Origin of the sequence: Nocardioides turkmenicus (genome assembly GCF_011045035.1) — a bacterium.
GTDB lineage: Bacteria > Actinomycetota > Actinomycetes > Propionibacteriales > Nocardioidaceae > Nocardioides > Nocardioides turkmenicus.
Window position 1 is genome coordinate 135,199 of the sequence record NZ_JAALAA010000004.1, and the last position, 19,984, is coordinate 155,182.

The 19,984-nt window shown below is 70.3% G+C and carries 20 protein-coding genes; 10 read left to right on the forward strand and 10 right to left on the reverse strand.

Annotated features, from left to right (window positions below):
- From G5C66_RS06075 to G5C66_RS06095, 5 genes are read right to left on the reverse strand one after another with little or no spacing between them, the layout of a single operon-like run.
- Window positions 1-801, reverse strand: coding sequence for an HAD family hydrolase (locus tag G5C66_RS06075; RefSeq protein ID WP_165110071.1), 801 nt, complete (start codon window positions 799-801; stop codon window positions 1-3).
- Entirely contained in the window at window positions 798-1,310 is a 513-nt protein-coding gene (locus tag G5C66_RS06080) for a GNAT family N-acetyltransferase (RefSeq protein WP_165110072.1), read from the reverse strand. Before G5C66_RS06080 ends, G5C66_RS06075 begins: the two co-directional genes overlap by 4 nt.
- A 14-nt stretch (window positions 1,311-1,324) precedes the next feature.
- Window positions 1,325-2,182 carry an HAD-IIB family hydrolase gene (locus G5C66_RS06085; protein ID WP_165110073.1) on the reverse strand — a complete coding sequence of 286 codons (858 nt, stop codon included), beginning with the start codon at window positions 2,180-2,182 and terminating at the stop codon, window positions 1,325-1,327.
- Complete coding sequence (gene serS, locus G5C66_RS06090; protein ID WP_165110074.1) at window positions 2,179-3,450, reverse strand: serine--tRNA ligase; 1,272 nt, start codon at window positions 3,448-3,450, stop codon at window positions 2,179-2,181. Before serS ends, G5C66_RS06085 begins: the two co-directional genes overlap by 4 nt.
- A 54-nt stretch (window positions 3,451-3,504) precedes the next feature.
- Entirely contained in the window at window positions 3,505-5,145 is a 1,641-nt protein-coding gene (locus tag G5C66_RS06095) for a calcium-binding protein (protein ID WP_165110075.1), read from the reverse strand.
- Between the two features lie 159 nt (window positions 5,146-5,304).
- On the opposite strand from G5C66_RS06095, the gene G5C66_RS06100 reads away from it, so the two are divergent.
- Window positions 5,305-6,876, forward strand: coding sequence for a YegS/Rv2252/BmrU family lipid kinase (locus G5C66_RS06100; protein ID WP_165110076.1), 1,572 nt, complete (start codon window positions 5,305-5,307; stop codon window positions 6,874-6,876).
- Between the two features lie 411 nt (window positions 6,877-7,287).
- Here the strand turns inward: G5C66_RS06100 and G5C66_RS06105 are convergent, their stop codons facing one another.
- A complete protein-coding gene (locus tag G5C66_RS06105) occupies window positions 7,288-7,698 on the reverse strand; it encodes a DUF4446 family protein (RefSeq protein WP_338144083.1) in 411 nt (136 codons plus the stop codon).
- A gap of 24 nt (window positions 7,699-7,722) precedes the next feature.
- Here G5C66_RS06105 and G5C66_RS06110 point away from each other — a divergent pair, with 24 nt between their 5' ends.
- The 8 genes from G5C66_RS06110 (at window position 7,723) to G5C66_RS06145 (ending at window position 14,890) form a co-directional block, all read left to right on the forward strand.
- The gene (locus tag G5C66_RS06110) at window positions 7,723-8,562 is read left to right on the forward strand and encodes a prephenate dehydratase (RefSeq protein ID WP_165110078.1); all 840 of its coding nucleotides are present in this window, start codon (window positions 7,723-7,725) and stop codon (window positions 8,560-8,562) included.
- A 3-nt stretch (window positions 8,563-8,565) separates the two neighbouring features.
- Complete coding sequence (gene larB / locus G5C66_RS06115; protein WP_165110079.1) at window positions 8,566-9,237, forward strand: nickel pincer cofactor biosynthesis protein LarB; 672 nt, start codon at window positions 8,566-8,568, stop codon at window positions 9,235-9,237.
- Entirely contained in the window at window positions 9,234-10,469 is a 1,236-nt protein-coding gene (gene larC, locus G5C66_RS06120; protein WP_165110080.1) for a nickel pincer cofactor biosynthesis protein LarC, read from the forward strand. Before larB ends, larC begins: the two co-directional genes overlap by 4 nt.
- A 159-nt stretch (window positions 10,470-10,628) precedes the next feature.
- Entirely contained in the window at window positions 10,629-11,231 is a 603-nt protein-coding gene (locus tag G5C66_RS06125; protein ID WP_165110081.1) for a TMEM165/GDT1 family protein, read from the forward strand.
- Window positions 11,232-11,256: 25 nt separating this feature from the next.
- Window positions 11,257-12,456, forward strand: a complete 1,200-nt coding sequence (locus tag G5C66_RS06130; RefSeq protein ID WP_165110082.1) for an arginine deiminase — start codon at window positions 11,257-11,259, stop codon at window positions 12,454-12,456.
- A gap of 76 nt (window positions 12,457-12,532) precedes the next feature.
- Window positions 12,533-12,904: a cyclic nucleotide-binding domain-containing protein gene (locus G5C66_RS06135; protein WP_165110083.1), complete on the forward strand. Its 372-nt coding sequence runs from the start codon at window positions 12,533-12,535 to the stop codon at window positions 12,902-12,904.
- A 92-nt stretch (window positions 12,905-12,996) separates the two neighbouring features.
- Complete coding sequence (locus tag G5C66_RS06140) at window positions 12,997-13,935, forward strand: adenylate/guanylate cyclase domain-containing protein (protein WP_165110084.1); 939 nt, start codon at window positions 12,997-12,999, stop codon at window positions 13,933-13,935.
- A gap of 82 nt (window positions 13,936-14,017) precedes the next feature.
- Window positions 14,018-14,890 (forward strand): AraC family transcriptional regulator, encoded by an 873-nt coding sequence (locus tag G5C66_RS06145; RefSeq protein WP_165110085.1) that lies wholly within the window; start codon window positions 14,018-14,020, stop codon window positions 14,888-14,890.
- 134 nt (window positions 14,891-15,024) lie between these two features.
- On the opposite strand, the gene G5C66_RS06150 is transcribed toward G5C66_RS06145, so the two are convergent.
- From G5C66_RS06150 to G5C66_RS06165, 4 genes are all read right to left on the reverse strand, one after another.
- Window positions 15,025-15,963: a DUF5926 family protein gene (locus tag G5C66_RS06150; protein ID WP_165110086.1), complete on the reverse strand. Its 939-nt coding sequence runs from the start codon at window positions 15,961-15,963 to the stop codon at window positions 15,025-15,027.
- Between the two features lie 9 nt (window positions 15,964-15,972).
- The gene (locus G5C66_RS06155; protein ID WP_241248277.1) at window positions 15,973-16,743 is read right to left on the reverse strand and encodes a glycerophosphodiester phosphodiesterase family protein; all 771 of its coding nucleotides are present in this window, start codon (window positions 16,741-16,743) and stop codon (window positions 15,973-15,975) included.
- A 135-nt stretch (window positions 16,744-16,878) separates the two neighbouring features.
- A complete protein-coding gene (locus tag G5C66_RS06160; protein ID WP_338144084.1) occupies window positions 16,879-17,607 on the reverse strand; it encodes an SDR family NAD(P)-dependent oxidoreductase in 729 nt (242 codons plus the stop codon).
- Entirely contained in the window at window positions 17,604-18,374 is a 771-nt protein-coding gene (locus tag G5C66_RS06165) for a hypothetical protein (RefSeq protein WP_165110088.1), read from the reverse strand. The genes G5C66_RS06160 and G5C66_RS06165 overlap by 4 nt, the downstream gene beginning before the upstream one ends.
- A 193-nt stretch (window positions 18,375-18,567) precedes the next feature.
- Between G5C66_RS06165 and G5C66_RS06170 the strand changes: the two genes are divergently transcribed.
- Window positions 18,568-19,980: a lytic transglycosylase domain-containing protein gene (locus G5C66_RS06170; protein WP_165110089.1), complete on the forward strand. Its 1,413-nt coding sequence runs from the start codon at window positions 18,568-18,570 to the stop codon at window positions 19,978-19,980.
- Window positions 19,981-19,984 lie beyond the last annotated feature (4 nt).

A 19,984-nucleotide genomic window follows, 5' to 3' on the forward strand; every position in this document is an offset into this window, starting at 1 on the left:
TCAGAGCCCGAAGACTCCAGCCAGGACCCGCGCGACACCGTCATCTTCGTGCCCGGGCGCGAGGTGAGACGCACACGAGACCACGCTCGGGTGGGCGTCGGCCATGGCGTACGACGTCCCCGCCCAGGTGAGCATCGGCAGGTCGTTGGGCATGTCGCCGAAGGCGATCACGTCGGTCGCGGAGATGCCGAGCTCGGTGCACACCAGCTCCAGCGTGGAGGCCTTGGTGACCCCGGGAGCGCTGATCTCGAGCAGCGGGAACGAGGAGTGGGTGACGTTGACCCGGTCGCCGACGACGGCCGCAGCGGCCGCCAGCAGCTCGTCGGCGTCATCATCCTCGTGGCGGCGGGCGAGCAGCTTGATGAGCGGCTCGTCGGCGAGCTCCTCGATCGGCGCGACGCGCCTGGCGGGCCGGAGCGCGTCGGAGGTGTGGGTCGCGAAGGCCGGCTCGCAGGACCAGCCCTCGAGCGACTCGGTCGCGAAGACCAGGCCGGGCAGGTTTGCCCTCAGCGCGGCCGCCACCTCGGCGGTCAGGGCGGGTTCGATCAGGCGGGTGAGCCGCGGCTGATCGGTGGCGACGTCCCAGACCAGCGCGCCGTTGGAGACGATAGCCAGGCCGACGCTGCCGATGTGCTCGAAGAGCTCGCGGGTCCAGCGCAGCGGCCGACCGGTCACGAAGATGACCGGCACGCCGATCTCCTCGAGCTTCACGAGTACGTCACGAGTGAAGTCCGAGACCGAGCCGTCCGCTCTGACCAGAGTGCCGTCGAGGTCGGTCGCGACCAGCTTCGGCATCGTCATTCTTCCATTCTGCCACCGGGCACGGGCCGGGCCATCACCAGATGCCCGTCCTCGTCGGCGCCTCGGAGCTCGGTGAACCCGCACTTGGCGAGCACTCGCAGGCTGGCCGCGTTGGTGGGCTCGACAGAGGCCCGGATGCGTACGCCCTCCTTGTCGGCGCACGCCAGCAGACCCTTGAGCGCCTCGGTGGCGAAGCCCCAGCCGCGGGCCTCCTCGACCAGGCCGTAGCCGACCTCGGTCTCAGGAGTGCCGTCGGGCGCGGTGTCGGGCGGGCCGAAGAAGCCGATCGAGCCGAGCACGGTGCCGTTGCGCATGATGTAGCGGGAGCTCCACGGGTCACCGTCGACCCACATCGTCGCCGCGTCGCGATCGTCCACCCGCGGGAATTGCGGGTGCCAGCCCTGCGGGCGGCCGAGGCCGCCGTTCGGGTCGCGGATGGCATCGACGTCGGCGCGGGTCCACAGCGGCAGCGTCAGCCGCTCAGTGGTGACGGTGGTGGGAAGAGTCACGAGCGCTGAGAATCTCAGAACCAGCGGGAGAGTTCCAGCGCCGCGCCGTCGTCGGCGACGTGGGCGGTCACCGCGTCGGCGATCTTCTGGACGACCTCCGGAGCGTTGCCCATGGCGACCCCGCGGCCCGCCCACTCGAGCATCTCGACGTCGTTGCGGCCGTCGCCGATGGCGAGCACGTCGGCGGGCTCGAGACCGAGCTCGTCGCAGACGTAGGACAGGCCCGATGCCTTCGAGACGCCGACCGGGGTCAGGTCGAGCCACGCGGTGTAGCCGACCACGTAGTCGATGCCGTGCAGACCGAGCTCGCGCCCGAGGGCGAGGAAGTCCTCCGGAGTCGCGTCGGGGTCACGGATGATCACGCGGGAGACCGGCTCGGCGACCATCTCCTCGATCGGGGCGATCAGGTGGTCACCGTCGAGCTCACCCTCGGGGAACGGCCGGTTGAACCGGTAGCCCAGGCCGCGGTTCTCCACCGCGACCAGCACGTTCGGCCGCCGCTCCACGATCTTCTCGACCGCCGCGCGGGCGTCGAAGGTCTCCTCGTGGACCACCTCGACCGGCGGGTAGCGGAGCACCACCGCGCCGTTGGACGCGACGATCCACAACCGTTCGGCACCCTCGTCCGGGAGCCCGAGCAGGTCGGCGATCCCGGTCATCGAGTGGGCTGAACGGCCGGAGGAGAGCACCACGTGCGCACCGGCGTCGTACGCCCGGCGGACCGCGTCGCGCACCTTGTCCGAGAGCGCCTCGGAGGTCGTGCCGGTGCCCTCGATCCAGCGCAGCAGCGTGCCGTCGATGTCGAGCGCGACGAGCTTCGGCTGCCAGGCGGCCTCACCCGGCCGCGTGGTGGTGCTCTCGGTCGCGCTCACTTCTGGATCGGCTCCAGGACCTCGCGCCCGAGCCACTTCTGCAGCGCCTTCGGCACCCGTACCGACCCGTCGGCCTGCTGGTGGGTCTCCAGCACGGCGACGATCGCGCGGGTGATCGCGGTCAGCGTGCCGTTGAGGGTGGCGACCGGGGTGGTGCCGCTCTCCGTGCGCTGCCGGATGTCGAGGCGGCGCGCCTGGAAGGTGGTGCAGTTGGAGGCCGAGGTGAGCTCGCGGTACTTCCCCTGGGTCGGGATCCACGCCTCGCAGTCGAACTTCCGCAGCGCGCTCGGACCGAGGTCGCCGGCGGCGACGTCGATGACCTGGTAGGCGAGCTCGAGCTTGTCCAGGAACGCCTTCTCCCACTCGAGGAGACGCTGGTGCTCGGCGTACGAATCCTCGACGGTGGTGTAGACGAACATCTCCACCTTCTCGAACTGGTGGACCCGGATGATGCCCTTGGTGTCCTTGCCCGCCGAACCGGCCTCCTTGCGGAAGCAGGACGAGAAGGCGGCGTAGCGCCGCGGCAACGTCTCGGGGTCGAGGATCTCGTCGGCGTGGTAGGCGGCCATCGGCACCTCGGAGGTGCCGACGAGGTAGAGGTCGTCGTCCTCGATCTTGTAGACGCCGTCGTCGACCTGGTCGAGGAAGCCGGTGCCCTCCATCGCCTCCGGGCGCACCAGCGCCGGTGCGATCACCTGGGTGAACCCGGCCTCGCGGGCTTGCTCCATCGCCAGGTTGATCAGCGCGAACTCGAGCTCGGCGCCGACCCCGGTCAGGAAGTAGAAGCGGCTGCCCGAGACCTTCGCGCCACGCTCGAGGTCGATCGCGCCGAGCATCTTGCCCAGCTCGACGTGGTCGCGCGGCTCGAAGCCCTCGGCCGCGAAGTCGCGCGGCTTGCCGACGGTCTCGATCACGACGAAGTCGTCCTCGCCGCCAGCCGGAGCGTCGTCGGCGAGGTTGGGGATGCCCTTGAGGGCCTTCTTCCACTCCTCCTCGGCAGCGTTCTGCGCCGCCTCGGCCTCCTTCACCGCGGCCGCGAGCTCCTTCACCTGGGCCAGGAGCTCCTGCTTCTCCTCACCCTTGGCCTGGGCGACCTTCTTGCCCATCTGCTTCTGCTCGGCCCGCTTGGCCTCGAAGTCGGCGATCGCCGCCCGTCGGGCACTGTCCGCAGACAGCGCCCGGTCCACCACGTCACTGGACGCGCCGCGGCGCTCCTGCGAGGCACGTACGCGGTCGGGGTCTTCGCGGAGGATGCGCGGGTCGATCATGCGGCAAGGCTAGTCGACCCGACCACGAGATCTCACTTCAGTAAGTGAGCTCGATCAGGGAAGGTTCACCTTCCGCTCGACCGAATAGGCGCTGTCACGTCCGTATCCACCGTCGCCGTAGTCGGCCCCGGTTCCACCGTAGAGCTTGTCAGCCCCGCTCCCGCCATAGAGCTTGTCGCCACCGCCGTCGCCGTACAGCTTGTTGGCGGACCCGTTCCCCTTGAGGACGTCGGCGCGCGCGGTTCCGATGACGTTCTCGAAGTAGGTGATCTTGTCGTAGCCGGCATTCGTGCGCTGTCCAAAGGTCGCGGCAAGCGACACCCGGACACCTACACCGACGTTCCGGTAGCTGATCGTGTCCGACCCGGCTCCGCCGCTGACGACGTCGTCGCCGTGACCCGGCAGAACAGTGTCGTTCCCGTAGCCGGCCGAGATCGTGTTGCGGCCCGAGCTTCCGACGAGGCGATCCGAGTACGACGTACCGATGATGTTCTCGGTCTGACTGACCTTCTCGTAACCCGAGCTGCCGGTGTTCTGAGCGCGGGTCGTGGCCAGACTGACCTGGATCGGCCTGTAGTAGCCCTTGTAGCTGATCGTGTCCGTGCCGGTCCCACCGATCACGGTGTCGTTGTCCTTGCCCGGCCAGAACGTGTCGTTGCCGCTGCCGCCGTCCAGCCGATCGTTCCCGTTGAGCCCGTTGATGTAGTCGCTCCCGCCCCCGCCGAGGATGACGTTGCTCCCCAGGTCCCCGATGAGCTGGTCGCCGTACGGACTGCCAGTGAGGTTCTCGACCTCCTCGATCGTCTCGCGTCCAGCACCTGCACCGCAGTAAGCAGGCTGCCCGAGATAGACCCGTACGCCGCTGGTCGCGTTGGAGTAGGTGACCGTGTCCGCCCCGGACCCGCCGGTGATCACATCAGTCCCGGCCCCCGGAGCGAATACGTCGTTCCCGGCTCGGCCGTCGATCACGCTGTTGCCAGAATCTCCGTTGAACCGGTCGGCGTGGTCGGTCCCCATCAGCTCCTCGATGCCGGCGAGGACGTCGGTACCGAGGCCGCCGGTCACCTTCCTCATCGTCGCGACGATGCCGCTGCCGGCCTCGGCGTAGGTCGCGATGTCGGTCCCCGATCCACCGTCGACGGTGTCGTCGTCCGCACCCCCGGCCAGTCGGTCGGCTCCGTCGCCGCCGCGCAGCACGTCACCCCCGAACCCACCGGAGATGACATCGTCGCCGAGACCCCCGTCGACCTTGTCAGCGCCGGGGCCCGCAAGGATGATGTCGCCCCCCGCCTCACCATCGAGGGAGTCGTTGCCCGAGGTCTCCTCGATCAGGTCGTCGCCCTCGCCCGCGCGGGCGACGTCGTCGCCATCTCCTCCATTGAGAAGATCGCCATCGGATCCACCGATGAGCGTGTCGTTGCCGGCACCTCCGTAGATCTCCGCCCCGCCCTGGCCGACGACGCAGATGGTGTCGTTGCCGCCCAGCCCACTCACAGTGGCACCTCCCGGAACGGCGATGACGTCGTCGAGTTCGGTCGGGGCCTGACCCTCTCTGAGGTCGACGGTGACGGGCTTGCCGCCACACTCGCCTTCGGCCGCGGCAGCGGATCCGGCGAGAAGGCCACCGACACCGAGAGCGGCGGCGGGGACGGACAGGAGCCCGAGGAGGGCGTACGAGGACACGCGAGAGCGCACGAGAGAGACCTCACAACGACGAGGGACCGAGGGATGCCGGCGCCGACCCGAATCATGCGCGGACAGCGAACGATAGCGCTCACAACCGGGTGCTGCCTCGGCTTTTGACCAGTCCGTTCATTCACTGTGTGGAAGCCGTTTCGCGCATACTGGCTCACCGTGCTCGACCTTTCTCGCCGCACCCTGCTGACCTGGGCGGCCTCGCTGTTCGCTCTGTGCGCCCTGATCGGGGTCGCGGCGGTCAACGCGTGGCCGCCGGTCTCGATGTTCGACGAGCTCGGCCGGGACGCCGCGGCGGTGACGGCGGAGCACGGCTGGATGCTCGACTCCTGGCGCGTCGTCGAGGTGGTCACCGAGTGGTATCTCGCGGTCGGCGTCGCCTTCCTGGTCGCTGCCGGGCTGTTCCGGAAGTACCCCCGCGCCGCGGTCTACGTGCTCGGCGTCGTGGTGGTCACCCTGGTCGTACGCCGCGCGACCGTGCTGCTGGTCGACCGCGACCGGCCGGAGTGGCAGCTGGCGTCGTGGCTGCACGACTCGCCTGCGTACCCCTCCGGACATGCGACCGGGATCGCTGTCCTGGCAGGCGTGATCGCGGTGGTCGTGACGATGTTCGTACGCCGCCGCGGCCTGCGCCGCCTCGCCTACACCAGCCTCGTCCTGCTGGTGCTGCTCGTCGCCGCGGACCGGATCTTCCTCGGACGCCACTACCCCTCCGACGTGCTCGGCGGGATCGCGTTCGCCGCCGGTGCGGTCTTCCTCGGCATGGCGCTCTACACGCCGCTTCCGACGTCGCACGCACTGGGCCGGCGGCCGCTGGTGGACTCGGTGCGCGGCAACCGGAAGATCGCGGTGGTCCTCAACCCGATCAAGGTCGAGTCGGTCGAGCAGTTCAAGACGATGGTCACCGCGATGGCCAAGGAGTCCGGCTGGAAGACGCCGACGTGGCACCTGACCACCGTGGACGACCCCGGCCGGGGGATGGCGCGCGCGGCCCAGGAGGAGGGTGCCGACCTGGTGCTCGTGTGCGGCGGCGACGGCACCGTACGCGAGGTCTGCTCCGCCTTGGCCGGCACCGGCATCGCGGTCGGGATCGTCCCCGGCGGCACCGGCAACCTGCTCGCCCGCAACCTGTCGATCCCGCTCTACATCCGGGCCGCGATCGACGTCGCCCTCACCGGGCAGGACCAGGCGATCGACCTGGTCGAGGTCTCCGGCGACAACCTCGAGGACACCAACTTCCTGGTCATGGCCGGGATGGGCTTCGACGCCGCGATCATGAGCGGCGTCAACGAGGACATCAAGAAGAAGATCGGCTGGATGGCGTACGTGCTGTCCGCCTTCAAGAGCCTGATGTTCCCGGCGATGCGACTGGAGATCTCCATCGATGGCGGCGAGTTCACCCGCCACCGGGCGCGTACGGTCGTGGTCGGCAACGTCGGCTACCTCCAGGCCAACATGCCGCTGCTGCCGGCGGCCGCGCTCGACGACGGGCTCGTCGACGTGGTGCTGCTCTACCCGCAGCGGTTCTGGTCCTGGCTGCCGCTCGCGTTCCGGGTGCTGAGCAAGCGGCCGCGCACCGACAACCTGGTCAACCGGATGACCGGTGCCAGCGTCGTGATCCGCACCAACCACGACCAGCCGCGCCAGCTCGACGGCGACACGATCTCCGAGGGCCGGGAGCTGCGTATGCAGTGCCTTCCCGGACGCCTGCTCGTCCGCGTGCCACGCTGAAGCAGTGGTCCCGATTCGGTCCTGAATCGAGCGACACGCCGGGAGGGCGAAAGTCCCATCAATCCGGGGCCAAAGTCCCGTTTCTGGCATCATTTCAGCCCGTTTGGCGTCGATTCTCGCGGTAAAACCTTCCCGACTCGCGGGCAGAGATGTCTTGTTGATCAGTAAATGTTCATAAGGTGTCTGACACGACTCGGCGTTAGCCGAGTCGGCGTCCCCGCTCGGGTTCAAGCCTGACTCCGGCCGGTGACGTGCAACTCCCACTCACTGGTCGGAAATCCCCCGCGACCAGTGGTCGACTCCCGGGCCGTCCCACCCGCAGCCCGGGTTTGAAAACCGGCACGCTCGGAACGGTTCCCCCGCCACGCCCGAGCGTGCCGGCGTCGTTTTCGGCTGGATCAGCCTCCCGGATCAGCGCTTGGGCCTCGCCTGCTGGACCGCCTCGGTCTCCTCGGGCGACATCAGCTGCGACGACTCCCAGCCGACGATGCTCTTCGCATACGACCTCGCCTCGGTGCGGCCGTGGATCGAGGTGAGCACGACGCCGTCGCCGTTGTCGTCGAGCAGGGCCAGACACCAGCTCAGGTGCCCACCCGCGTCCCCGAACGCGTCGAAGCGCACCACCGCGAGATGGCGCAGGTTCATCGCCGACTCGGCGCGCAGCGCCGCCACCTCGGCACGCAGACCGGCGACGTCCGTCGGCAGCGACTCGACCGCGGCCGGATCGGGGCGGCGTACGTCCTTCGTCTTCTGCCAGGCCGTCCCGGCGAGCACCAGGGCGGCGATTGCGGTCAGCAGACTGAGAATGGCAAGAGCAAGCACAGCGGGCGAATCTAGACTGTCGATGTGTCTGAGCCACATCGCATCGCCTATCAGGGCGAACCAGGGTCCAACTCACACATGGTGTGCCAGCGGCACTACCCCGAGCTGGAGTCGGTGCCGTGCGCCTCGTTCGAGGACGTCTTTGCGACCGTCGAGGCGGGTGAGGCGTCGCTGGCGATGATCCCGATCGACAACTCCCTGGCCGGGCGGGTGGCCGACATCCACCACTTCCTCCCCGAGTCCAACCTGCACATCATCGCCGAGCACTACCTGCGGATCCGGTTCCACCTGCTCGGTCTTCCGGGCGCCCATCTCGACGACATCCGTACGGTCCACTCCCACGTCCACGCGCTCGGCCAGTGCCGCAACATCATCCGTGAGCACGGGTTCACCCCGGTCGTCTCCGGCGACACCGCCGGCGCCGCGCGCGAGGTGGTCGAGGCCGGCGACCCGACGATGGCCGCGATCTCCCCGCCGCTGGCCGCCTCGATCTACGGCCTGGACGTCCTCGCCACCGACATCGAGGACGCCGACCACAACACCACCCGCTTCGTGGTGCTCTCGCCCGACTTCATCCAGGCGCCCGCCGACCAGGGTCCGGTGGTGACCTCGTTCATCTTCAACGTGCGCAACCTCCCGGCGGCCCTCTACAAGGCGCTCGGCGGCTTCGCGACCAACGGCGTGAACATGACCAAGCTGGAGTCCTACATGGTGGACGGGAAGTTCACCGCGACCCAGTTCCTCGCCGAGGTCGACGGCCACCCCGACCAGCCGGGGCTGAAGCGGGCCCTGGAGGAGCTGGCGTTCTTCACGACCGACGTGAAGCTGCTCGGCGTCTACCCCGCCGACCCGGCACGGTTCTGAACCATGGCGGAGGAGTTCGCCGACCTCGGGTTCGCCCGGGTCGACCTCGACCGCGAGCGGCGCACCGGTGACCCCGAGGTCGTGTACGCCGCAGGCAAGACGCCCGAGCAGGTCGTCGCGATCCTGGACCGGCTGCACCGTGCGCACCCCACGCGCGCGGTCCTGGCCACCCGCGTCTCCGCCGAGGCCGCTGCCCTGGTCGCGGCCGAGCTGCCGACGGCGGTCCACGACGCCGAGGCCCGGGCGATCACGCTCGGCCCGCTGCCGGCCCCGCACGGCCGGGTGTGCGTCGTGGCGGCCGGGACCTCCGACGGACCGGTCGCGGCCGAGGCTGCCCTGGCCTGCCAGGTCCACGGCGCCGGGGTCGAGCGGATCACCGACGTGGGCGTCGCCGGTCTCCACCGTTTGATGGCCGTGCGCGACCGGCTCGAGGACGCGGACTGCCTGATCGTCGTCGCCGGGATGGAGGGCGCGCTCCCGTCGGTGGTCGGCGGACTGGTCGGGGTGCCGATGATCGGGGTGCCGACGTCCGTCGGCTACGGCGCCTCCTTCGGGGGCCTGGCCGCGCTGCTGGCGATGCTCAACTCGTGCGCTCCCGGCGTGACCGTGGTCAACATCGACAACGGCTACGGAGCCGGTGTCGCAGCGGCCCGGATCGCCCGGCGGGCTCGATGAGCGTCGTCTGGGTCGACGCGTCCTCCGGGGCGTCGGGAGACATGCTGCTCGGTGCGCTGGTCGACGCCGGGGTGCCGCTGTCGGTGATCTCGTCCACGGTCGACGCGGTCGCGCCCGAACCGGTGGACCTGGGCGCTGAGAAGGTGAGACGTGGCGCCCTCGCCGCCACCCGGTGCCACGTCTCGATCGCCGACTCGGTCCACCACCGCACCTGGACCGACGTCCGGGCGCTGCTCACCGGCGCGGCCCTCGATGACGCCGTGCGCGACCTGGCCCTGCGGGTCTTCGAGCGGCTGGCGGTCGCCGAGGGCGCCGTGCACGGGATCGCACCGGACGACGTCCACTTCCACGAGGTCGGTGCGCTGGACGCGATCGCCGACGTGGTCGGGGTCTGTGCGGGTTTCGCCCACCTGGCCCCCGCCGTGGTGGTCGTCTCCCCGGTCGCCGTCGGCTCCGGCACCGTCCGGGCCGCTCACGGCACCCTCCCGGTGCCGCCGCCGGCCGTCGCGCGGCTGCTCACCGGCGTACCTTCCTTCGCGGGGCCTCCGGGACATCCGTCGATGGAGATGTGCACACCGACCGGCGCTGCGCTGCTCACCACCCTCGCCACGTCGTGGGGCGACCAGCCGCCGATGGCGACCCGGGCGATCGGCGTCGGAGCGGGCGGGCGAGACCCGGAGGGCTGGTCGAACACCCTGCGACTGCTGATCGGCGACCCGGCGGTGCGGGCGGAACCGGCGGCGGGAGGCGGCATCTTCCCGCCATGGCGGGACAATGCCCCGGCCGAGCTCGTCATCGAGGCGAACATCGACGATCTCGAGCCGCGGCTGATGCCCGGCGCCATCGACGCGCTGCTGGCGGCCGGCGCACGCGACGCCTGGGTCACCCCGATCCTGATGAAGAAGGGCCGCCCCGCCTACACGCTCCACGCTCTCACCCGTCCCGACGCCGCCGAGGCGGTCCGGCGGGCGTTCTTCCGCGAGACCTCGACGATCGGCGTACGCGAGCACGAGGTCGTCAAGCACGCCCTGCCCCGCGAGATCCTGACGGTGAACGTCGACGGACACCCGATCGCCGTCAAGGCCGCCCGTCTCGACGGCGAGATCGTCAACCTGCAGCCCGAGTGGGACGACGTCGCCCGCGCCGCAGCTGAGCTCGGTCGCCCGGCGATCGACGTGCTCGCGGAGGCCAGAGCAGCTCCCCTCGCACCGCTGGTCGAGCCGGATTCGTGAGGAACGAACGAATCCGTGTCGAGACCAACACAGTCCAATCGAGCGCCGAAGGGACTGTGTTGGTCTCGACACGCCTCCGCCTAGCGGCTCCGGCGGCTCGACCAACGCGGCGGGTGCGAGGATGAGAGCCGGACGTAAAGAACTGGAACGGAAACCCTGATGGACATCACCGTCATCGCGCTGGCCTTCGCCGCGATCTTCGTCGTCGAGCTACCGGACAAGACGTTCCTGGCGACGCTGGTGCTGTCGACGAAGTACCGACCGATCTTCGTGTGGCTCGGTGTGGGCGCGGCATTCGCGATCCAGACGCTCATCGCGGTGGCGGTCGGCGGCGTGGCGACGCTGCTGCCGACCAGCCTGATCCACATCGTCGCAGCCCTGCTCTTCCTCGGCGGCGCCGTGCTCCTGTTCGTGGAGGGGCGCCGCCACCACGGCACCGCGAGCGAGGAGGACGCCAGCGAGTTCGCCGAGAAGGCCAAGGACGTACGCGGCTTCCGCCAGGTCCTGGCCAGCTTCATGGTCCTCTTCGCGGCTGAGTGGGGCGACCTCTCCCAGCTGCTGAGCGTCTCGCTGGTGGCCCGCTACCACGAGCCGGTCTCGGTCTTCGTCGGCTCCTGGGCCGCGCTGCTCACCGTGTCGGGGCTCGCCGTGCTGCTGGGACGTACGCTGCTCCGGTTCATCAAGCTGCACGTCCTGCACTACGTCGGGGCCGTCGTATGCCTCGTCCTGGGCATCCTGACCTTGGTCGAGGTGTTCGCCTGACGGACGGTCGCCTAGGCTGCGCGACATGGTAGAACTTGGCGCCGACAGCGAGGTCGGACGACTGCGTACGGTCATGCTCCACCGGCCGGGTCGGGAGCTCACCCGACTGACGCCGCGCAACAACGACAAGCTGCTCTTCGACGGAATCCCGTGGGTGAAGCGGGCACAGGACGAGCACGACGCCTTCGCGGCCGCGCTGCGGGATCGCGATGTCGAGGTGCTCTACCTGACGGATCTCCTCGCCGAGACCCTCGAGGTGTCCGAGGCTCGCGAGCAGGCGCTCCACGAGGTCCTCGCGTCGCTCACGCTCGGCGACACGCTTCGCGACTATCTGAGCGGCTTCCTCGCCGACGCGGGGCCGGCCGAGCTGACCGACCACCTGACCGCAGGCATCCGCAACGACGAGGTCCGCGGCGGCCACGGCCTGGTCACCAGCCTGCTCGCCCACGACGACTTCCTCATCGACCCGCTCCCCAACCTGCTCTTCACCCGCGACTCGTCGGTGTGGATCCGGGACCGTGCGACCGTCACGAGCCTGGCGATGCCGGCCCGCAAGCGCGAGACCGCGCTCACCGAGCTGATCTACCAGTTCCACCCGCGCTTCCGGTCCAGCCCGCGGCTGCACGGCTCCCACCTCGAGCACGTCGAGGGCGGCGACGTCCTCCTCCTCGCGCCCGGCGTCGTCGCGGTCGGCGTCGGCGAGCGCACCACGCCCGCCGGTGCCGAGCGGCTCGCCCGCCAGGTCTTCGCGGAGGGCCTCGCCCACACCGTGCTCGCGGTCCCGATCGCGCAGGAACGCGCGACGATGCACCTCGACACGATCGCCACGCTGGTGAACACCGACAAGATGGTGATCTACCCGAACGCGGTCGACTCGCTGGTGGCGTACGCCGTGACGCCGGCCGACGAGGCCGGTCAGGTCGACATCGCGGCCCCGCGTCCGTTCCTCGAGGTCGCGGCCGAGGCCATGGGCATCGACAAGCTCCACCACGTCGACACCGGTCTCGACCCGGTGGCGGCCGAGCGCGAGCAGTGGGACGATGGCAACAACACCCTGGCACTGGCGCCGGGCGTGGTCGTGGGCTACGAGCGGAACACCCAGACCAACGAGGCGCTGGAGGCCGCCGGGATCGAGGTCATCGCGATCGCCGGGTCCGAGCTGGGCTCCGGCCGAGGCGGTCCTCGCTGCATGAGCTGCCCGATCGCCCGCGACCCGCTGGGATGACCCGCCCGGGGTAACTCGTCAGTAGGAAAGTCGTTGTCCTTGTGACCGTCCCCACAGCCGACCGAAGGAAAAGCTCGTGACCGAGTCGTTCTTCTCCATGTTCACACCCAAGGAGATCGCCCACATCAGCGCCACCGGCACCCGTGTGCACCTGCCGGAGGGCTGGTCGCCGATCTGGGAGGACACCCCGCCGGACAAGGCCTACATCATCCTCGACGGCACCGTCTCGGTCCGCCGGGACAAGGAGGAGATCGCCCAGTGCGGCCCCGGTGACATCATCGGCGAGGCGGCAATCCTGCGCGGGTCGCTGCGTACGGCCTCCATCGTCGCCCTCACCCCGCTCGACCTGATCCACCTCAGCGCCGACAAGCTGCAGCAGCTCTCCGTGGAGATGCCGTCGTTCGCGAAGGCGCTGGACAAGGTCGCCAAGGACAGGTTCGGCTCCTGACGCTCGACGACCAGACCTCCGAGGAGGTCGAGGAGAACGCCGACCACGGCCGCAGCCGCGAGGCCGACATCGAGCTCGCGGAAGCGCTCGCCGTGGTCGAGTCGTTGGTCCTCGGCCACACGCCCACGCTGACCCGCGCCGACGTCGCGGGCTCGGCGGGCGTGCCCATGGAGGTCGCCGAGGACCTCTGGCACCATCTCGGCTTCCCACACGCGGGCGACGACGAGATCGCCTTCACCGAGGCCGATGTCGAGGCGCTCCGGATGACGCAGGAGCTCGTACGTCTCGGGGTGCTCAGCGAGGACCGGCAGGCGGCGCTCGTACGGACCTGGGGGCGGTCCTACGCGCGTCTCGCCGAGTGGCAGACCTCGTTGCTGGCCGAGGTCGCCCGCGAGCGCGGCGGCGACGAGGTCGAGGACCTGGTCGCGCTGAGCGCACAGGTGCTGCCGCTCGTGGAGTCGCTGCAGGACTACGTCTGGCGTCGCCACCTGGTCAGCGCCGCCAGGCGGATGCTCACCGTCGCGGACGCCACGGCGGTTCCGCTGGCCGTCGGGTTCCTCGACATCGTCGGCTACACCGCCCGCTCCAAACGGCTCAGCGACAAGGAGCTCGTCGACTGGGTCGAGGAGTTCGAGGACACCTGCTCCGACGTCGTCGTCGAGCACGGTGGCCGGGTGATCAAGTATCTCGGTGACGGGGTGTTCTTCACCTTCGAGGACGTCGAGCCCGCCGCCCGGACCGCCCTCGAGCTGGCCGCGCTCGGGGAGGACAAGGAGAGCGCGTTTCCCCACGTCAGGGCCGGGATCTCCTATGGTGACGTGGTGCTCCGCCTCGGCGACGTCTTCGGTCCCACGGTCAACATCGCCGCCCGCCTCACGACCCTCGCTCGGCCCTCGTCGGTGGTTGTCGACGAGAACGCGGCGGCCGCGCTCGAGGACGTCGACGGCTTCCAGGTCGAGAAGATGCGGCGTACGAGCGTGAAGGGCTACTCCCGCCTGCAGGCGTTCCGGCTGCGGTCCCGATCCGAGTGAACCGACCCGACCGAACCGGGCCAGGAAAGTCGGGCCCGGCGGGGTGCTCCCCGGCCAGGCTTGATGGCGAAAGGAGGACCACATGATCGGCACGCTCAACACCCTGGTCGACCTCGTCGAGGCCGAACTGGGCAACGGACTGGCCGGCGAGGTCGACGTGGCTCGGGTCGCTCGTGACCACGGCACGACGGAGTATCACCTGCGCCGGATGTTCTCGGCCCTGGCCGGGATGCCGCTGTCCGAATACGTACGCCGCCGCCGGATGACCCTGGCCGCGGCCGACCTGGTGGCCGGCGCCCCCGACCTTCTCGAGGTCGCGGTGCGCCACGGCTACGGCTCGACCGAGGCGTTCGGGCGCGCGTTCCGTGCGGTGCACGGCTCGGCCCCCGCCGACGTACGCCGATCGGGTGGTCCGCTACGCACACAACCCACGCTCAGGTTCCGTCTGAGCGTCGAAGGGAGCACCCCGATGGACGTCACCATCAACGACATGCCCGAGCTGAGCCTCGTCGGCCACGCCGCCAAGGTCCCGCTGATCTACGAGGGCGTGAATCCGCACATCCAGGCCCATATCGCCTCGCTGGCGCCGGAGGAGCACGTCCGGCTCAAGGAGCTCAACGACACCGACCCGCGCGGCATCCTCGCCGTCACCGACTCCCCCTCGCCCGATACGCCGGAGGGGTCGATCATCACCTACCTGCACGGGGTCGCGGTCACACCGTCGGCCTCGGTGCCGGAGGGGCTCGATGTCCTCACCGTGCCGGCCGGCTCGTGGGCGGTCTTCGCCTCCAGCGGGCCGCACCCTGAGGCGCTGCAGCAGCTCTGGGCCGCGACCGCGACCGACTGGTTCCCGTCGAACCCCTGGCGGCTTCGCCCCGGGCCGTCGGTGCTGCGCTATCTGGAGCTCACCGAGACGTACGCGTCCTGCGAGCTCTGGTTGCCGGTCGAGCGGTAGCCACGCTGGTCGAGCCGGATTCGTGAGGTACGAACGAATCCGTGTCGAGACCAACACGGTCCTATCTGCGCTCGATGGGACTGTGTTGGTCTCGACACGCCTCCGCCTAGCGGCTCCGGCGGCTCGACCAGCGGTTAGCGGATCGTGACCTGCCGGTTCGCGAGCCCGGCGCGAGCCGAGCGAACCTCAGGGGTGATCTCGGAGTCGTCCGCAAGCGCCTCGTCGAGCAGCTTCTTGAACGCCACCGCCGGCTCCTCGAGCGCCTCGGCGCCGGTGCCGACCGGCAGGTCCCAGACGGGTGCGAGCAGGCCGTGGGCGCGGAACATGCCGACGAAACGGGCGTCGGGGACGATCACGTCGTCGCCGGCCACGTGCAGTCGCGCGAGCGCGGTGAGCAGGGCGTCCTCGGGCTCGGGCATCACCCAGCGCAGGTGCTCCTTGGAGCCGACCGAGGTCCAGTACGCAGCCTCGACCGAGGTCAGCCGCTCCGTCGGCAGCACCGACTCGTTGGCGTGCTCGAGGGCGTGCTCGAAGTCGCCCTTGTCCTCGACGTCGCCGAGCCACCAGTCGAAGCCCTCGTGGACGGTGACGTCCAGGGACTCGTTGGTGACGATGTCCTGGAGCCGCGGACCGGCGCCCGGCGCGGAGGTGAGGCCGACGATCCCGGACTCGCCCGCAGCGCGCGCCTCGAGCGCCCGGAGCAGCGCCGCGGCCACGTCACGCGACACGTCCCCGTAGTTGTGCTGCACCTGCAGCCCGGCCCAGACCTCGCCCGAGTCGCGCGACATCGCCGGCGCGGCGCCGGGCAACAGGGTGCCGAGCGTGACCGGGGTCGACTCGAAGCCCTTCACCTGCAGCGACACCGTCGCCGACGGCACCAGCTCGCGCAGCGCGACCAGGTCGCACTCGCCGGGCAGGCCCTCGAACGGGCGCCCCACGAACGCGCCACCGGCAGCACCGTGGCACGCCTTGTAGCGCTTGCCGGACCCGCACGGGCACGCCGCGCGCGGGTTGGGACCATCCGTCGGGGCCGCAGCCGCCTGACGGTTCTTGACTCGGGACTTCTTGGCCACGTCCGAACCCTAACCGCCGAGCAGCTCCAACATGTACCCCGGACGGTCGGTGATGACCGCGTTGACCCCGAGGTCGAGGCAGAGCTTCAGCTGGTCCTCGGTGTTGACCGTGTAGACGTGCAGGTTGCGGCCCTTCGACGCCAGCCGCCGCGCGAGCTTCGGGTGGGCGGCGAGCATGTCGATCCCGGCTCCGAGCCACCAGTCCTGGCCGATCGCGTGCCGCAGCAGCGACCAGTTGGCGGCACGGTCGATGAGCTGGACCAGAGGTACGCCCGGGGCCAGCCTCTCCACCCGCTGCAGCGCCGTGAACGAGAAGCTCATCACCCGCACCGGGCTGCCCGGTCCCGCCCAGCCGAAGTCGTCGAGCACGTCGACCAGCCGCCCCTCGGTCAGCCCGCCGTAGCGCGTCGGGTGCTTGGTCTCGATCGCCATCTCGACCCGCCGGTCGTAGTCGCGCACCGCGCGCAGCAGCCGGTGGAGCGTGAGCACGCCCCGCATGTCCCGGTCCGGCGCCTCGTCCTCGCCGTCCCAGAACCCGTTCTTCCACGCCGCGAAGTCGATCGCCTGCAGATCGGCGAGCGTCATCTCCGAGACGAGCCCCCGCGCCCCGATCCGGCGCAGATGCCGGTCGTGCACACAGACGAGATGCCCGTCCATGGTCAGCCGTACGTCGCACTCCAGGGCGTCCGCGCCCGCATCCAGGGCGGCGATGTACGCCGCCAGGGTGTGCTCCGCGATCTCATGACTGGCGCCGCGATGCGCGACCACCTGGGGCCTCATGAGGAGATTGTGGGCCATCGGTCAAGCCCCGTCGCGCGACACGAGCGAGAAGTCGTCGACCTCGTCGTCAGCATGCCGGAGCGGTACCCCGGCTCCAGGAGATCGAGACCACCTGCGGCCGCCCCCGCGCCGTCTTCAGCGGCCGCCGGCCACCCGGAGCGTGGTCGCGGTGACGTACGAGGCCTTGTCGCTCATCAGCCAGGCGACCGCCTCGGCGACCTCGTCGGGCGTGGACGCGCGACCGATCGGGATCTGGGGCGCCATCCGCTCGATCCGGCCGGGGTCGCCGGTGGCGGCGTGCAGGTCGGTCTCGGTGAGCCCCGGCGCGACTGCGACGACCCGGATGCCGAGCGCCGCGACCTCGAGCCCGAGGCCCTTGGTGAGCGCGTCGATGCCGGCCTTCGCGGCGGCGTAGTGGACGTACTCTCCCGGCGATCCCAGCGTCGCGGCGCCCGAGGAGATGTTGACGATCACGCCACCCTCGGCCAGCGCGGAGACGGCCGCGCGGGCGACCAGCGTGGGACCGACCAGGTTCACGTCGTACGTCCTCCGGATCTCGTCCGGGGGCGTGTCGACGAGCGGTGCATAACGGTAGGTCGCGCCGGCGTTGTTGACCACGCCGGTGATCGGCCCGGCGGCCTCGAAGAGCGCTGCGATCCCGGCGTCGGTGGTGATGTCCGCGGCCACGATCTCGCACGAGACCCCGAGGGCCCGGATCTCGTCGCGCGTCGCGACGGCCGCAGCCTCGTCGGACAGGTAGCCGAGGACGAGGGAGTGGCCGTCAGCGGCCAGTCGATGAGCGATGGCGGCGCCGATGCCGCGGGTGCCTCCGGTGATGAGCGTCCCCAGAAATCTATCCTTCACACCCGAAGGGTGTCACGCAGCCTCCACGCCACCAGCGCCAGTGCCAGAACACCGGCGAGCGCCCACCCGGCCGGGTAGTGCACCGCCGGCTCGTTCCAGCGCTCGTGGAAGTAGACCAGGTGCGAGGAGAGCAGCCCGGCGTCGACCGAGCGACCCTCCTGGATGAGTACGCCGATGGCCACCAGCACGGTCAGCAGCGTCTGCATCGCCCAGCCCAGGATCCAGGCGGGCACCCAGGCGACGACGTCGACGGCGCGGCGTACGGACGTCACGAGGACCGTCACCAGCGCGGCCGCCAGCAGCGCGTCGATCACCGACGACGGCAGCTCGCCGGGGAGCATCCCGTCGAGCCAGAGAGGTACGCAGACGGCCGGTGCGGCCAGCATCGGCGCTCGCAGCACGCAGGGTCCGAGGCTCGCGGCGATCCCGGCGGCCAGGCCGGCAAGCGTCGTGATCGCTGCGATCGCGATCATGTGGGTCAGCGTCGACGGGTTGGTCGCGGCGGGTCCGGAGGCGAGCGTCAGCCCCAGGAAGGCCGCGCCGAGGACACCGGCGCCGGCCAGGACGGCGCTGAGCAGCCGGCGGTCCGGGCGGAGCCCGGCGGCGAGCCCGCCGAGGGCGGCGGCGAGCAGCGTGAACGAGACCAGCTCGGCGACCATCGGGGCGAGCAGGAGCGGCTGCGGCTGGACGAGCTGAGGGAGGAAACCGACGCCCCAACCCGCGGCCGCGGCCAGCGGAACCAACCACAGACGCGTCCGTTCAGTCATGCGGTCCACGGTGACAGGCGCAAGGTGAGACCAGGCGGCGAACCGGGGAACACCAGCCCAACGTCAGGTGGCTCGACCGTTGCCGTTCTTCACCGCGGTGAACTGATTTCTTATTGCCGGGCGCAGACGCGGCATACCTGGGTAGGCTCTGGAGGCGTACACGTCCCCCACGCGTGGATGAGGTGAGACCGGCATGACCAAAGCACCCCGAAGAATCTGGGCCAGAAGCATCAGCACTGCGGCGCTGACCAGCCTCGGGCCTCGGGCCGTGGCCGCCGTCGCGCTGACCGCTTGCTTCGCCTTCCTGGCCCCGAACGAGGGGAGCCTCGACACCGGTCACCAGCAGCCCGAGCTGCCCGACCCTGGTGCACTCCAGGACCCGCTGGGCATCGCCAACGGCTTGGGCGGTGTGAAGAACCTGACCCCGACCGACGCGGTGAAGCTGGCCTCCAACGCCGAGGAGCTGTCGATCCCGCCGGTCGCCCTCGCCGCCTACCAGCGCGCGGCGACCGTGCTCAACGACGCCGACGCGACCTGCCGCATCGACTGGGCGCTGATCGCCGCGATCGGCATGGTCGAGAGCAACCACGGCCGCTTCGGCGACAGCCAGCTCAACTCCCACGGCCTCGCCATCCCCGCGATCATCGGCCCCGAGCTCAACGGCGCCGGCAACTACGCGGCGATCCGAGACACAGACAACGGCCTCTACGACCACAACACGGTCTACGACCACGCGGTCGGGCCGATGCAGTTCATCCCCTCCACCTGGACCTTCGCCGGCACCGACGGTGACGGCGACAACCGCCGCGACCCCCAGGACATCGACGATGCCGCCGTCGCCACGGCGGCTTTCCTCTGCGCCGGCACCGAGGACGTCAGCACCGACTCCGGCGCCCAGGCCGCGGTCTACCGCTACAACCAGAGCGACACGTACGTCGAGGCCGTGCTGAAGATCGCCGACCAGTACCGCAACGGCGAATACCCGGGCTCCCCCAGCGTGGACGGTGGCGCGCCCGCCACGACGAGGCCCAACGCCTCCGCTCTCCCGCGTACGTCGAACAATCCCGCGCCGTCGACCAAGTCGGAGACCAAGCCCGACACCAACAGCGCCGACAAGACTCCGGTCCCGCCCCCGCCGCCCGCCGACTCCGGTGACAGCGGTGGCAGCAGCGAGCCCGACCCGTCGACGGAGCCCAGCAACCCGCCGGCAACCGAAGAGCCCTCGGACCCGCCGCCCACGGACGAGCCCACCGACCCGCCGGCGACGGAAGAACCCACCGACCCGCCGACCGAGGAACCGGAGCCCGAGCCCACCGTCCAGAGCCGGTGCGCGGAAGCGATCGCCACGACGTACCCCGGTCTCGAGCCCGACGGCGAACTCTACGGCCGGGTGGCCACGGAGTGCGCCGAGTACTTCGACGTCACGGTTCCCGACCTGGAGACCGCCGAGGACCACGTACGAAGCCTCTACGACACCGAAGGCTGGGAGGGACTCCCGGAGCCGACCCCCGACAACGACCCCGCTCCGGCGCCGTCGGAGGGCGCCCAGACGGAGACCCCCGACGACGCGACCGCCGAGGAGTCCCCGACCTCCTCACCCTCGTGACGAG

Bases quoted from the DNA above. Each gene is read 5' to 3' on its own strand.
- G5C66_RS06075 (WP_165110071.1), bottom strand. From the start codon at position 801: ATGACGATGCCGAAGCTGGTCGCGACCGACCTCGACGGCACTCTGGTC.
- serS (WP_165110074.1), bottom strand. From the start codon at position 3,450: ATGATCGACCCGCGCATCCTCCGCGAAGACCCCGACCGCGTACGTGCC.
- larB (WP_165110079.1), top strand. From the start codon at position 8,566: ATGGCGGAGGAGTTCGCCGACCTCGGGTTCGCCCGGGTCGACCTCGAC.
- larC (WP_165110080.1), top strand. From the start codon at position 9,234: ATGAGCGTCGTCTGGGTCGACGCGTCCTCCGGGGCGTCGGGAGACATG.
- G5C66_RS06125 (WP_165110081.1), top strand. From the start codon at position 10,629: ATGGACATCACCGTCATCGCGCTGGCCTTCGCCGCGATCTTCGTCGTC.
- G5C66_RS06130 (WP_165110082.1), top strand. From the start codon at position 11,257: ATGGTAGAACTTGGCGCCGACAGCGAGGTCGGACGACTGCGTACGGTC.
- G5C66_RS06145 (WP_165110085.1), top strand. From the start codon at position 14,018: ATGATCGGCACGCTCAACACCCTGGTCGACCTCGTCGAGGCCGAACTG.
- G5C66_RS06155 (WP_241248277.1), bottom strand. From the start codon at position 16,743: ATGAGGCCCCAGGTGGTCGCGCATCGCGGCGCCAGTCATGAGATCGCG.
- G5C66_RS06165 (WP_165110088.1), bottom strand. From the start codon at position 18,374: ATGACTGAACGGACGCGTCTGTGGTTGGTTCCGCTGGCCGCGGCCGCG.
- G5C66_RS06170 (WP_165110089.1), top strand. From the start codon at position 18,568: ATGACCAAAGCACCCCGAAGAATCTGGGCCAGAAGCATCAGCACTGCG.